This is a genomic window from Acetobacter okinawensis JCM 25146 (genome assembly GCF_000613865.1).
Lineage (GTDB): Bacteria > Pseudomonadota > Alphaproteobacteria > Acetobacterales > Acetobacteraceae > Acetobacter > Acetobacter okinawensis.
Genome location: NZ_BAJU01000061.1, coordinates 1 through 13,188, shown reverse-complemented (window position 1 = coordinate 13,188; position 13,188 = coordinate 1). Strand labels below are relative to the sequence as shown.

The 13,188-nt window shown below is 60.5% G+C and carries 7 protein-coding genes and 5 pseudogenes; 8 read left to right on the top strand and 4 right to left on the bottom strand.

What is annotated here, in order from left to right; translation table 11 throughout:
• Positions 1 to 451 (bottom strand): ABC transporter ATP-binding protein (locus JCM25146_RS24270; protein ID WP_408734925.1); only part of this gene is annotated, 451 nt, incomplete at its 3' end.
• 240 nt (positions 452 to 691) lie between these two features.
• Between JCM25146_RS24270 and acnA the strand changes: the two are divergent.
• From acnA to JCM25146_RS19915, 4 genes and pseudogenes are all read left to right on the top strand, one after another.
• Positions 692 to 3,384: pseudogene (acnA, locus tag JCM25146_RS19925) on the top strand (aconitate hydratase AcnA).
• A 64-nt stretch (positions 3,385 to 3,448) separates the two neighbouring features.
• Entirely contained in the window at positions 3,449 to 4,210 is a 762-nt protein-coding gene (locus JCM25146_RS14655) for an amino acid ABC transporter ATP-binding protein (RefSeq protein ID WP_025828948.1), read from the top strand.
• A gap of 71 nt (positions 4,211 to 4,281) precedes the next feature.
• Positions 4,282 to 5,759, top strand: a pseudogene (locus JCM25146_RS19920) (ABC transporter substrate-binding protein/permease).
• Positions 5,760 to 6,014: 255 nt separating this feature from the next.
• Positions 6,015 to 6,931: pseudogene (locus JCM25146_RS19915) on the top strand (LysR family transcriptional regulator).
• A 116-nt stretch (positions 6,932 to 7,047) separates the two neighbouring features.
• Here JCM25146_RS19915 and JCM25146_RS14640 read toward each other — a convergent pair.
• From JCM25146_RS14640 to JCM25146_RS14630, 3 genes are read right to left on the bottom strand one after another with little or no spacing between them, the layout of a single operon-like run.
• Positions 7,048 to 8,013, bottom strand: a complete 966-nt coding sequence (locus JCM25146_RS14640) for a hypothetical protein (RefSeq protein ID WP_025828946.1) — start codon at positions 8,011 to 8,013, stop codon at positions 7,048 to 7,050.
• 43 nt (positions 8,014 to 8,056) lie between these two features.
• Positions 8,057 to 9,331: an AAA family ATPase gene (locus JCM25146_RS14635; protein ID WP_025828944.1), complete on the bottom strand. Its 1,275-nt coding sequence runs from the start codon at positions 9,329 to 9,331 to the stop codon at positions 8,057 to 8,059.
• The gene (locus tag JCM25146_RS14630) at positions 9,328 to 9,915 is read right to left on the bottom strand and encodes a hypothetical protein (protein ID WP_025828942.1); all 588 of its coding nucleotides are present in this window, start codon (positions 9,913 to 9,915) and stop codon (positions 9,328 to 9,330) included. The genes JCM25146_RS14635 and JCM25146_RS14630 overlap by 4 nt, the downstream gene beginning before the upstream one ends.
• Before the next feature lie 261 nt (positions 9,916 to 10,176).
• Between JCM25146_RS14630 and rimP the strand changes: the two are divergent.
• From rimP to JCM25146_RS19900, 4 genes and pseudogenes are all read left to right on the top strand, one after another.
• Positions 10,177 to 10,754: pseudogene (gene rimP / locus JCM25146_RS19910) on the top strand (ribosome maturation factor RimP).
• Between the two features lie 30 nt (positions 10,755 to 10,784).
• Positions 10,785 to 12,332 carry a transcription termination factor NusA gene (gene nusA / locus JCM25146_RS14620; protein WP_025828940.1) on the top strand — a complete coding sequence of 516 codons (1,548 nt, stop codon included), beginning with the start codon at positions 10,785 to 10,787 and terminating at the stop codon, positions 12,330 to 12,332.
• Positions 12,333 to 12,346: 14 nt separating this feature from the next.
• Positions 12,347 to 12,996, top strand: a pseudogene (locus JCM25146_RS19905) (RNA-binding protein).
• On the top strand, positions 12,993 to 13,188 hold a 196-nt coding region (locus JCM25146_RS19900), incomplete at its 3' end, for a translation initiation factor IF-2 associated domain-containing protein (protein WP_035372752.1). The pseudogene JCM25146_RS19905 and the gene JCM25146_RS19900, both read left to right, overlap by 4 nt.

Here is a 13,188-nt window from a genome sequence, read left to right as displayed (position 1 = left end):
CGCTTCTGCCGGCGGACAGCAGGCGGGCGGGCAGGTCGGCCAGTGGGCGTAGGTCCATGGCCTCCAGCGCATCGGCCATGCTGGCACCAGGGCGGGTGAACAGGTGCAGGTTTTCGCGCACGCTCAGGCCGGGTTTGAGCGCGTCCTGGTGGCCAATATAGGCCACGCGCTCCGCATGGGCGGCGGGGTCGGCAAAAATGGACTGTCCCTGCCATGTCAGCTGCCCCGAATCGGGTTTGCGCAACCCGGCCAGTACACGCAGCAGGGTGGATTTGCCGGCGCCATTGGGGCCGGTCAGTAGCATGGCATCCCCTGCGTGCAGGCACAGGCTGACGCCATCAAGCACCAGACGGTCCCCGCGGAACACGCACAGGGAGTCCGCAACCAGCAGCGGAGCAGGGGCCGCAGCGGGGCCGCAGGGGGCATCGGCACGGGTGTTGGAGTGGCTCACGGAGATGGGACTTCTCCTTTTTGTTACCGTAATCACACAAAAAGCGGGAGTGCTCGCGCGCTCGTGGTCGCTCCCCCGCTTGTGCCTTTTATCTGTGCCGGTATGTTCTAGCCCCAACGGGATATCAAGCCGGTTGTCCGAAGAGCGGACACGCACGCAGCGCCGTGCGGAACAATACGGAACACAACGGTGTCCTGAACGCATCACCAGCCATCGGCTGTGATCGGGGAGAAAGCGACGATGAAATCGGTTGGCCACGACTCACTTAAAACAGGCCGCACCCTTGAGGTTGACGGTAAGACCTACCACTATTTTTCCATTCCCGAAGCGGCAAAAACCATTGGCGACGTAAGCCGTCTGCCGGTTTCGCTCAAGGTTCTGCTGGAGAACATCCTCCGGTTTGAAGATGCGCGCTCCTACAGCGTGGAAGATGCAAAATCCATCGCTGGCTGGCTGCCCAAAGGGGCCAGCTCCAAGGAAGTGCCCTTCAAGCCCTCCCGCATTCTTATGCAGGACTTTACGGGTGTTCCCGGCGTTGTGGACCTTGCGGCCATGCGCGACGGCATTGTCAACCTCAAGGGCGACCCGCAGAAGGTCAACCCGCTGGTGCCGGTCAACCTTGTGATCGACCATTCCGTGATGGTGGACTTTGCAGGCACCGATGAAGCCTTGCAGGAAAACATCACCCTTGAGTTCGAACGCAACGCGGAACGCTACGCCTTCCTGCGCTGGGGCCAGGAAGCGTTTGAAAACTTCTCCGTGGTGCCGCCCGATACGGGCATCTGTCATCAGGTGAACCTTGAATACATCGCGCAGGTGGCATGGACCGCCAACGTGGGTGGCAAGGACTATGTGTACCCCGATTCGCTCTACGGCACGGACAGCCACACGACCATGATCAACGGTCTGGGCGTTCTGGGCTGGGGTGTTGGCGGGATCGAGGCCGAAGCCGCCATGCTCGGCCAGCCCATTGCCATGCTGATCCCCGACGTGATCGGCTTCAAGCTGACCGGCAAGCTGCCAGAAGGGGCTACGGCCACCGATCTGGTGCTGACCGTGACCCAGATGCTCCGCAAGAAGGGCGTTGTTGGCAAGTTTGTGGAGTTCTTTGGCCCCGCTCTTGACCACCTGCCCGTTGCCGACCGCGCCACCATTGCCAACATGGCCCCAGAATATGGTGCGACCTGTGGCTTCTTCCCCGTGGATGAGCTGACGCTGGACTTCCTGCGCCAGACCGGGCGTGACGAACACCGCATCAAACTGGTCAAGGAATACCTGCTGGCGCAGGACATGTTCCGCACCGAAAAAACGCCCGAACCCGTGTTCACGGACGTGCTGGAACTCGACCTGAGCACGGTTGTGCCGTCTCTGGCTGGCCCCAAGCGCCCGCAGGACCGTGTGGAACTGAAGAGTGCGACCACGGCGTTTGAAAAAGAACTGACCTCCTCCCTTGGCGTTCCCGCAGCAGAAGCCGACAAGAAGGTTCCGGTCGCAGGCACCAACTATGAGCTGGGCAGTGGGGATGTGGTGATCGCGGCCATTACGTCGTGCACCAACACCTCCAACCCCGCCGTGCTCATTGCCGCAGGGCTGGTGGCCCGCAAGGCACGCGCTCTGGGCCTGACGCCCAAGCCGTGGGTCAAGACCTCGCTCGCCCCCGGCTCGCTGGTGGTGACCGACTACCTCAACCGCTCCAACCTGACCGAAGACCTGGACGCCATGGGCTTCAACACGGTTGGTTACGGCTGCACAACCTGCATCGGCAACTCCGGTCCGCTGCCGGGCAACATTGTGGACGCGATTGAAAACAACAACCTTGTTGCTGTTTCCGTCCTGTCGGGTAACCGTAACTTTGAGGGGCGTATTTCCCCCAACGTGCGCGCCAACTACCTTGCCAGCCCGCCGCTGGTGGTCGCCTACTCGCTGCTGGGCACCATGCGCAAGGACATTACAACCGCGCAGCTTGGCACATCCAAGGATGGCAAGCCGGTGTACCTCAAGGACATCTGGCCTTCCAACAAGGAAATTGCGGACCTGATCGCCTCTTCCATCACGCGTGAAGAGTTTATCAAGCGCTACGCCAACGTCAGCAAGGGCACCAAGGAATGGCAGGGCCTCAAGGTCGCTACCGGTTCCGAAACCTACAAGTGGGACCCCAAGTCCACCTACGTGCAGGACCCGCCGTACTTCAAGAACATGGCGGTTGAGCCACGGCTCCGGGCAATATCTCCGGCGCGCGTATTCTGGCTCTGCTGGGTGACAACATCACCACCGACCACATCTCCCCCGCCGGTTCCATCAAGAAGGACAGCCCCGCTGGCCGCTACCTGATCGAACATGGCGTGGAACCCAAGGACTTCAACTCCTACGGGTCCCGTCGTGGGAATGACCGGGTCATGGTCCGTGGCACCTTTGCCAATATCCGCATCAAGAATGAAATGGTGCCGGGTACGGAAGGGGGCTATTCCAAGCACTTCCCCGACGGCAAGGAAGGCGCGATCTATGACGTGGCCATGGAATACAAGGAAGCGGGCGTACCGCTGGTTGTATTCGGTGGTAAGGAATACGGCATGGGCTCCTCGCGCGACTGGGCTGCCAAAGGTACCCTGCTGCTGGGCATCAAGGCCGTTATCGCGGAAAGCTTTGAGCGTATTCACCGTTCCAACCTTGTTGGCATGGGTGTTCTGCCCCTGCTGTTCAAGGAAGGCACGACCCGCCAGACCCTTGGTCTGAAGGGTGATGAAGTCATCAGCATTTCCGGAATAGACAAACTCACGCCCCGTATGGACGTGATTATGACAATTACAAGAAATGACGGTTCCAAGCAGGAAGTACCGCTGCTTTGCCGGGTCGATACTCTGGACGAGGTAGAGTATTACAGGCATGGTGGCATCCTTCAGTACGTCTTGCGAGGGATGACGAAAGCTGCCTGAGAACCCATCCGTTCAAGGTGAACGTCTTATTGCCGACCCGGTGCAGACCGGGTCGGCTTTTTCTATGAATGACCCTGTAGTTCTGAGTGCTGAACAGTTGCACAAGGACTTTGGTGAGGGGGAAGTACTGTGTGGCGTGTCCATGCAGGTCCGCAAGGGGGAGCTGGTGTCCATCATCGGTCCTTCGGGTTGCGGTAAATCCACCTTCCTGCGGTGTCTCAATTTCCTGGAAATACCGGACCGTGGCACGGTCACCGCCATGGGCGTGACCATTGCGCGTAATGGTGGCCCGTGGCGCAGCGCGGAGGAGCATCTGGCTCATCGCCTGCGGACCCATGTGGGCATGGTGTTCCAGAGTTTTAACCTGTTCCCGCACCTGAGCGTGCTGGATAACGTCATGCTCGCCCCGCGCGTGGTCAAGGGCGGCAATGCCGAAGCCGACCGCGAGGAAGCCATGGCCCTTTTGGAAAAAGTGGGTCTGGCCAAGGTGGCGCAGCGTTACCCGGTCTCGCTCTCCGGTGGGCAGCAGCAGCGTGCGGCCATTGCCCGCGCACTGGCCATGCGCCCCGAGATCATGCTCTACGATGAGCCGACATCCGCCCTTGACCCCATTGTGGCCGAGGAGGTGCTCAACGTCATGCGCACACTCGATGATGAAGGCATGACCCAGATTATTGTTACCCATGACATGCGCTTTGCCGAGGTCGCGTCCGACACGGTGGTGTTTATGGATGGTGGCCATGTGATCGAGGCCGGTCCGCCAGAAGTCCTGTGTGTGAACCCCGCTCATGAACAGACACGCCGTTTTATGAGGACAGTCCTGTGAAGAACATCCCACAGCCCCGCCCTCGGCGCTTTCTGGGCGCAGTGTTTGGCCTGTTCTGCGCCCTGCTCGCGCTGGGTGGGCCACAGCTGGCTTCCACCGCCCACGCACAGAGCAAGCCTTTCCACTGGGCTGCCGATTCCTCGGCCGATGTGCCTTACACGTTCCATGACCTCAAGGATCAGAACAAGCTTACCGGCTTTGAATATGACCTGATGCAGGAACTCAGCCGCCACATGGGCGCGCCGCTCGACTTTATCAACAACGACTGGGACGGGCTTATTCCCGGCCTGCAACGTGGCCTGTACGACATGGTCATCTGCGGGATCGAGATGACCGATGAACATGCCGAGGGCATTGACTTCAGCATCCCGTATTATGTGACATCCGAACGGCTTGTGGTGCGGCGCAAGGGCAAGCAGATCACCACCATGGCAGACCTTGAGGGCCACACGGTAGGCACAATCAAGGATACGCAGGCCGAGCGTATGCTGACCAACAACACCAAGATATCCCTGCGCACCTATGATGAAGAGACAGATGCGTTCATGGATCTGGTTAATGGTCGTACTGACGCCATCCTGATCGACGGCCCCATTGCCAAATACTACGGTGAGACCAATCCCGACCTGCATATTGTCGGCGAACCCATTGGCCGCGTGCAGTATGGTATTGCTTTTGCCAAGGGCAAGAATACGGAACTGCGCGAGCGGGTGAATGCCGCCCTTGTGGCCATGCAGCAGGACGGGAGCCTGCACCATATCCTGACACGTTGGGACCTGTGGACGCCCGAGATGGCGCAGCTGACCAACGACCAGACCCAGCCCAACGTTACCCCGGTGGCATGGAACGCCTATGTGGCCGAGTTGCAGGGCAAGGGCGGGTTCCGTGTCAAGCTGGAACGCTACGCAGGCTTTGTGCCCCAGCTTATCCGCGCTGCGGGGCTGACCCTGCTTGTCTCGCTCTGCGCTATGGTGGTGGCAGTGGCCCTGGGGCTGGGTCTGGCATTGCTGCGCCTGTATGGTCCGCGCCCGCTGGCATGGCTTGCGGCAACCTATGTGGAACTGGTGCGCGGTACGCCGCTGCTTATTCAGGTGCTGTTCATTTTTTATGGTCTGCCCGAATTTGGCATCAGCATGTCACCCTTTGTGGCGGGCGTGGTCAGCCTTGGTATGAACTACGCGGCCTATGAGGCTGAGAACTACCGTGCCGGTCTGCAATCGGTTGCACATGGGCAGATGGAAGCAGCGCTTGCGCTGAACATGACCCACGCGCAGGCCCTGCGTTATGTGCTGGTGCCGCAGGCGTTCAGGCTGGTTATGCCGGTCATGACCAACGACTTTATCTCGCTGCTCAAGGATTCGTCTCTGGTCAGCGTGATTACCCTGACCGAACTGACGCAGACCTACATCCGCCTCTCTTCGGCTTACTTTGACTATTTTGGCACGGGCTGATGGTGGGTGCAGCCTACCTGCTGCTGGGCCTGCCGTTTGTGCGGCTGGCACGACTGGCAGAAAAACGCCTGTCCATGCCACACACCCGCCGCAGATAATCCCGGCCATTTTGCCGCCATGCCTATAGCTCTAATGCGCTATAGGCATGGCGGGTTCTTGTTCTGTATATGTTGTATCTGGCTTAACCTTGCTGCAATAGAAAAGGTAACAAGCTCGTAGCCTGACACAGCATGCTGAATACAGGGCGGGACGGTTGGAGCCCATTTTCCGGCACACTCTGAACTGTCTTTCCTGTTGTTGTTGGCAGCACTGGAGAGGGCTGACCGCCTACACAGGAAACGGTGCCGACCTCCATGGATCTTCTTTCCGCACTGCACAGTTTTGTGCGTGTTGCCGCTACAGGCTCATTCTCCGCTGTCTCGCGCGAGACGGGAGTGAGCCAACCGACCATCTCCCGCCATATTGCCTTGCTGGAGGCGCATTACGGCACCACGCTGTTTGCGCGCACCACCCGCAGCCTGACCATGACCGAAGATGGCCGCAGTCTGCTCCCCCACGCCTATGAGGTGCTGGAAATACTGGAGACGGCGGAAACGGTTCTGGGTCGCAGGCGGGCCTCGGTCTCCGGTCTTGTCCGGCTGGGCGTGACCACGGCTTTTGGCCTGTGCCTGACGCGCAGAATGGGTGAGCTGCTGGACCGCCACCCCGACCTGTCGGTGGAGGTTGTCATGCGCGATTCCTTTGGCGATCTGGTGGAGGAAGGGCTGGACCTTGCCGTGCGTGTGGGCGAAATTGCCGAGGGTACGCTGATCGCGCGCAAGCTGGGCTGGTGCATAAATGGCTGGTGGCCTCCCCCGCCTGCCTGCAACGCCACAACATGCCCGAACACCCCCGTGAACTGACCGAATACCCCGGCGTTGTGTACAACTACGGCTCCAGCCGGCTGGACTGGAACTTTGACCGCGAAGGGGAGGAGAGCGTGATCGCTCCTTCCGCCGTGTTCCGCGCCAATAGCAGTGAGGCAGTCCTGTACGCGGTGGAAGCGGGCATTGGTGTTGGCCTGCTTCCGGCGTTTCAGGTGCGCGATGCGGTGGCCAGTGGCCGTCTGGTCCGCCTGTTTGCAGACTGGACCATCCCCGGCCTGCCGTTTTACGCCGTGCATACCGGCCCGCGTACCCTGCCGCTGCGCACCCGCACAGTTATGGATTTTCTGGTTGAAGTTTCGGGTGATCTGCTGCGTGTGGGGGGGCTTTTATCTCCCGTTTCGTAAGGGCTGCTGGTCCGTAAGATCTGTGCATCCACAAAAAGGCCGGGCGTTGGACCCGGCCTTTTTTGTAGGCTGTGCAGACTGCCCTGTGCTTGTGGAGCGGGCCATAGGCCAAACCTCTAGCCGTGGAAGGCGGGGTCTATGGCGTCTGCAGCCGAGGTGGCGCCCGGGGTCAGCTTGTTGTCAAACCCGCGCTGGAGTGTAGGTACCCAGCCACGTAGCCAGCTATTGGCGCGTTGCACAAAGTCCGATACCGCAGCCGAATCGGCCATACCCGCGCGGGACCAGTTCTCTGGTGCACCGGGCACCCGGCGCGCACCTGCCTCGGCCGGGCTGAGCAGTGTGTGCACGCTCATAAAGTCCACCCCAGTGCCGGACTTGCTTTTTTCCACCAGATTCCAGCCTGCATCGACCAGAACGGGCGGCAGGTCAAAGCCCATCATCGTCAGGCGCTGCACGGCAGGGGGAATGTACATCTGGTCACTCAGGAGCGCCTGCAGGGCCTCGTTGGAGGTCAGGAACAGGTTGTTCACGACCCGTATGGGGGTGGTCATCCAGCACTCGCTGCGGCTGCCGTCCTGCGGGGCGGCCTCGTTCATGAAGTTGAAGGTGCTGTGGCATTCGTCCTGAATCATGTGCACGGCGGCAACCGGCAGGGACTGGGTGGTGGCCTGCGCAATAATCAGCCCCGTGACAATGCCTTGGGCAGAGCGGACATAAAGTGTCGTCAGCACTTCACCGTGGGCCACGTCATCCTGAAAATTCACAATAGGGTGCCATTTGCCCGCAGGCAGGGGTAACTGCCGCCCGGCAAAGGCGACCGAGCCTTCAAACTGCGCATCCATGGGGGGGATGGAGACAGTGCGCTGGTCTTCATCTGGGTGCAGGGCGTCGCTGGCTTCGCTCCCGCCCAGAGCGGAGGGCAGCATGTGGTGGAGCTTGCTGCTCAGGGCAGCATAGCCCGGCACGCGCGTGCTCAGCCACGGGGCGGGGAACAGAACGGACAATGTGCCGCATACGCCTGCGGTTATCAGTGCGGTGCGCCAGAGCGGGGCACGGTGCCACAGGCGGGTAAAAGCAGTCATGCGGTAGCCTTGGTTGTGGGAGCGGGTCTGGCTGGCCGGTGGCTCAGGGGGTCAGGCGGGCATGCAGTCCGTCATCACGGTTGTCGGCCACCTTGGCCACCACGGTGCCATCGTCCTCCTTGACCAGCCGGACCATGGTGGCCCCCTGCTGGCGGGCAATAATCAGGGATTCGCTTATCATGTCTTCAATCGAGCGGACCAGATCACGCGCGGAGGCGGCATCGCCCATGCGGCTCTGGCGGCGCATGACATCAAGCAGGAGGGAGGCGTCAATGCCGCTGGTTTCCACCTTCAGGCCGTACCCTTCGATCATGGCTTCAATTTCCAGCGCGCCAACACGGGCAATGTCGAGCCCACGCAGGGTGCGGAAGACAAAAATACGGTCCAGACGGTTGAGCACTTCTGGCGCAAAACCAGCCTGACGCAGGGCTTCCACCGATTCGGCACGCATGCGGTCGGGGTCATCGTGCAGACGGTCGGCAATTTCGGTCAGGGCATCGGTGGCAATGTTGGAGGTCAGCACAAAAATGGCCCGCACGGTGGAAATCTGCTGCCCGGTGGAGGCCTCGGTAATGTGTCCGTCATTCCATGCGGTCAGGAATTTTTTGAACACGTCGGGGTGGGCTTTTTCAATTTCGTCCAGCAGCACCACCGCGTCAGGTTTTTCCTTCAGCCCGCCGGTCAGCTTGCCAAAGGTGTCCGAGCCCACATAGCCCTTGGGTGAGCCAAAAAGCTGGGTGGCGGCATGGGGGCTGCTCATCTGTGTCATGTCAAAATGCAGCAGGGGGCGCTCAAGCTGGCGGGCCATCTGCTTGGCAAGGTAGGTTTTGCCCGTACCCGGAGGGCCTGCGAGCAAAAAGATGCCAACCGGTTTGCCACGGACCTGAAGTGCCAGCCGGCGGCGAAGCTGCACGGCAATATCTTCGCACACCTGATCCTGCCCGATCACGCGCGCACGCAGGTTTGCGGCCAGTTCCTCGGCGTCTATGGTGGTTTCGCGCTGTTCACGCGCAAGCATTTCTTCCAGTTCGGCGCGATTGGTCAGTCTGGCAAGAACGTCCATGATGAATCCCCGTCGGCGTAGTAGCCCTTTGCGGGCCAGATGTTCGGCCCGAGTTTCAAACAGCAGTCCGGCAACACTCAGCACAAGGCCGCTCACTGCCAGAATCGGCCATGCGGAAGCGCACCATTGCAGCACATGCGCCACGGAATGCAGGGACAGGTGCAGGCTGAGTATGATCTGGATGCTGGCGAGTATTAAAAAAACCACCATCATCAGCGGCATCAGCCGGTTGAGTGTCGGGAGCAGGCCCTTCATTGCGCAATCACCGTAAGTGCAAGGGTATCCCCCTGTTTATAAAGAACAGGCAGGGCCTGTGGGCCAAAAACGGTTATGGCCCCGCTGCCAATGCCCGCTGGACCCGGTGCAGCCGAGGGGATGATGTCCACATTCCCGCTCATGCTTATGGGCAGGATAACCGTTGTGGGTTTGGTCGTAAGCCCCACGCTCTGCTGCCACGGACCGCAGACAAGGGTTATCATGCCGCCTGCCCCCGTTGCATCATAGACCGGCATGGCCACCAGCCGTACGTCACGGCGTTTGACGGCGGCCAGAATGTCCGCCTGCTGCTGTGAGGAAAAACTGGAGCCAGCGAGTGCCTGTGCCGCATTCTGCGGGGCAATCACGTTCAGTGGCAGGCCCATGCGCTGGGAGTCGGCCCCTATGGCGGAGTCGGCAGCCACGGCGTTGCCGGGCTGGGTCTTGCCCGCGCCATAGAAATGCAGGCCCGCCCCCGCCATAAGCACGCAGGCCGCCATGCCAATGAGGCCGAGCCGCATGTTGGGGGATTTCTCGGCCGCCTGGGGTTGAGGCTGCCATGCCGGGTCTGGCTTGTTCTGCATGGTAACGGTCAGCCTCCTTCAGAGCGTGGTGGAGCGTTGCATATATGTCGCAGCCAAAGCAATAAAAGCATGTCTGTGGGTTCGCGCAATGCGCAAAACTAGTCCAGCGGTAATTTATTTTTTATGGTCAGTTGTGCGCAAACAGGGTGCTGGTGGTTTCTGCCCTTGCGGTCTGGGCCTTTGTGCATTAGATAAGCCATCATCCTTCTCAATTTGAATGACGTTTCGGGGGGTGGCCTTAGAAGGGCCGCCTTTTTTGCTTTGGACAAAGATCTTTCTGCCCATTCCGGCCTTGAAGGCCGCCTGCTTGCACTGATTGCTCCCGCCGTAGAGGAAATGGGGTATGAGATCGTGCGTGTGGCGGTGCTGGGGCGTGAGCGGCCCACGGTGCAGATCATGGCCGACCGGGCGGACGGAATGTTGATCAATGTTGAGGATTGTGAGCGAATCAGCCACGCCGTAGGCGCTGTGCTGGACGTGGAAGACCCCATTCCGGGAGCGTGGACGCTGGAAGTGTCCTCCGCCGGAATAGATCGCCCGCTCACACGTGCCAAGGACTGGACCGCTTTGCGGGGCATCAGGCCAAGGCGGAAGTTCTGGTTCCCATTGAAGGGCGGCGCCGTTTTGCCGGTATTTCTCTGGGGTCCGACGGGACAGTGGCCCGTATGCGCCTGGATGACGGTACGGAAGTGGCTCTGCCACTGGCCGAAATCCGCAAGGCGCGACTGGTGCTGACCGATGCGCTGATTGAAGACAGCGCCCGTATGGTACAGCCTGCAACGGATGCAGGTGTGGAGCAGGATGGCAAAAAAGAGCCCCCTGCTTCCAAGGTGCATTGATAAAGCTGCCTGTTTTGGAGAGCTGAGAGCATGGATACCTCCGTTTCCCGTCCTGAACTGCTGCTGGTGGCAGACGCTGTTTCACGCGAAAAGGGCATTGACCGTGAAGAGGTTCTGGAGGCCATGGAGCAGGCCATCCAGAAGGCTGGCCGCGCCAAATACGGGCACGAAAAGGACATTCGCGCCACAATCGACCGCCGCTCGGGCGAGGTGCGCCTCTCCCGCTGGACGGAAGTTGTGGACGTGGTGGAAAATGAAGACGCGCAGATCGCGCTCTCCATTGCCCGCAAGTTTCGCCCCGAAATTCAGGCAGGCGAGTATCTGATCGACCCGCTGCCCCCGATCGACTTCGGGCGCATTGCGGCCCAGACCGCCAAACAGGTTATTGTGCAGCGCGTGCGTGAATACGAGCGCAAACGCCAGTACAACGAGTTCAAGGACCGTGTGGGCGAGATCGTGAACGGCACCGTCAAGCGGACCGAATACGGTAACCTGCTGGTCGAGATCGGCTCCGCCGAGGCGCTGCTGCGCCGCGATGAGCTGATCCCGCGTGAAACTTTCCGCAACTCCGACCGCGTGCGTGCTTATATCTATGACGTGCGTGACGAGCCGCGCGGCCCGCAGATTTTCCTCTCCCGCACACATCCGGCCTTTCTGGCCAAGCTGTTTGCGCAGGAAGTGCCCGAAATCTACGACGGAATCATTGAAATCAAGGCCGTAGCGCGTGACCCCGGTTCGCGCGCCAAAATGGCCGTGATCTCGCGCGATGCGTCCATCGACCCCGTTGGGGCCTGCGTAGGTATGCGTGGCTCACGTGTGCAGGCTGTTGTGGCCGAATTACAGGGCGAAAAAATCGACATTATCCCCTGGAGCCCACAGGCCGCGACCTTTGTGGTCAACGCGCTGGCCCCGGCTGAAGTCAGCAAGGTGGTGATGGATGAGGAAGCCGGGCGTGTTGAAGTTGTGGTGCCGGATGACCAGCTCTCCCTCGCCATTGGTCGGCGTGGGCAGAATGTCCGTCTGGCCAGCCAGCTGACCCGCTGGGACATTGATATCCTGACCGAAGCGGAAGAATCCGAACGCCGCCAGGAAGAATTCCGCCGTCGTAGCGGCCAGTTCGTGGAAGCGCTGGACGTGGATGACGTGATCGCAGGCCTTCTGGTGACCGAAGGGTACCACAGCATCGAGGAACTGGCCTTTGCCGACCCCGATGAACTGGCCGGGATCGACGGGTTTGACGACTCGGTGGTGCAGGAACTTGTCCAGCGTGCTGAAGGCCACCTTGTGCGGCAGGAAGAAAAGCTGGATGAGCGCCGTCAGGAGCTTGGTGTTACTGACGATATTGCAAATATGGGGGTGTTCACCAACCAGATGCTTGTGACACTGGGTGAAAAGGGTGTAAAAACTCTTGACGACCTCGGTGACCTGGCTGGCGATGAGCTGGTCGAAATTCTGGGGTCGGATGCCATAGAAGAAGACGCCGCCAACGAGATTATTATGGCAGCGCGTGCGCACTGGTTTGAGGGTGAAGAGGGCGCAACCCCTTCCTCCACGCCAGAAGGCGGGGCAGGCGTCTGAGGCCTTGATACAGGGTGGGTGGTGATTTCTTGCCAGCAGCAGAAGAGAAGGGCAGCCTCCGCCGGTGCGCGGTCACGCGGGAGGAAGGCATTCCGGCTCAGATGGTGCGGTTTGTTATCTCACCCTCATCCATAGTTGTCCCTGACCTGGACGCGCGGCTGCCGGGACGGGGAATATGTTGAGTGCCCGCCGGGATGTGATAGAACAGGCCAGCAAACGCGGCGTGTTCGCACGCTCCGCGCGGATGCAGGTCAAAGTGCCGGAAGATCTTCTCTCTCAGGTGGAAGTGGGTCTGCACCGGCGGATGATAGAAGTGGTTGGGCTGGCGCGCCGCGCCGGTCAGGCCATTAGTGGCTTCGTCAAGGTGCGCGAATGGGTTATGCAGCGTCGTGCTGCTGTTATCGTTCACGCATCGGATGGAAGCAGGGAAGAACTGGACCGCCTGATATCGGGCAGTCGGGACATTCCTGTCGTTGATGCGTTGTCGGCCGAGGAACTGGCTAAGGTTTTCGGGCGTGAACGTGTTGTGAATGTGGCGCTGGCGGCCGGCGGGCTGGCTACGCGTCTTTGTTGTGAAAACAGACGTTTTGCGGGGGTGGCCGTTGGCGATCCCCGGGTCTGCCGGACCTTTCCGGCGGATGGGTGTGAACAGGCGGGTCAATGAGCGAAGGCAAGGATCAGGATCAGGGTAAGGGGCGTTTGTCCCTTCGGCCGGCAGGGCGTCCGGAGGTTGGACGGACGGTTGATGCCGGGTCCGTGCGGCAAAGTTTCAGTCATGGCCGTTCAAAGGTCGTGCAGGTGGAAGTGCGTAAAAAACGTGGTCCTTCCCCGGCTGGCGCCGGTGGGCGCTCCGGCG

Bases quoted from the DNA above. Each gene is read 5' to 3' on its own strand.
- JCM25146_RS14655 (WP_025828948.1), top strand. From the start codon at position 3,449: ATGAATGACCCTGTAGTTCTGAGTGCTGAACAGTTGCACAAGGACTTT.
- JCM25146_RS14640 (WP_025828946.1), bottom strand. From the start codon at position 8,013: ATGACTGCTTTTACCCGCCTGTGGCACCGTGCCCCGCTCTGGCGCACC.
- JCM25146_RS14635 (WP_025828944.1), bottom strand. From the start codon at position 9,331: ATGAAGGGCCTGCTCCCGACACTCAACCGGCTGATGCCGCTGATGATG.
- JCM25146_RS14630 (WP_025828942.1), bottom strand. From the start codon at position 9,915: ATGCAGAACAAGCCAGACCCGGCATGGCAGCCTCAACCCCAGGCGGCC.
- nusA (WP_025828940.1), top strand. From the start codon at position 10,785: ATGGATACCTCCGTTTCCCGTCCTGAACTGCTGCTGGTGGCAGACGCT.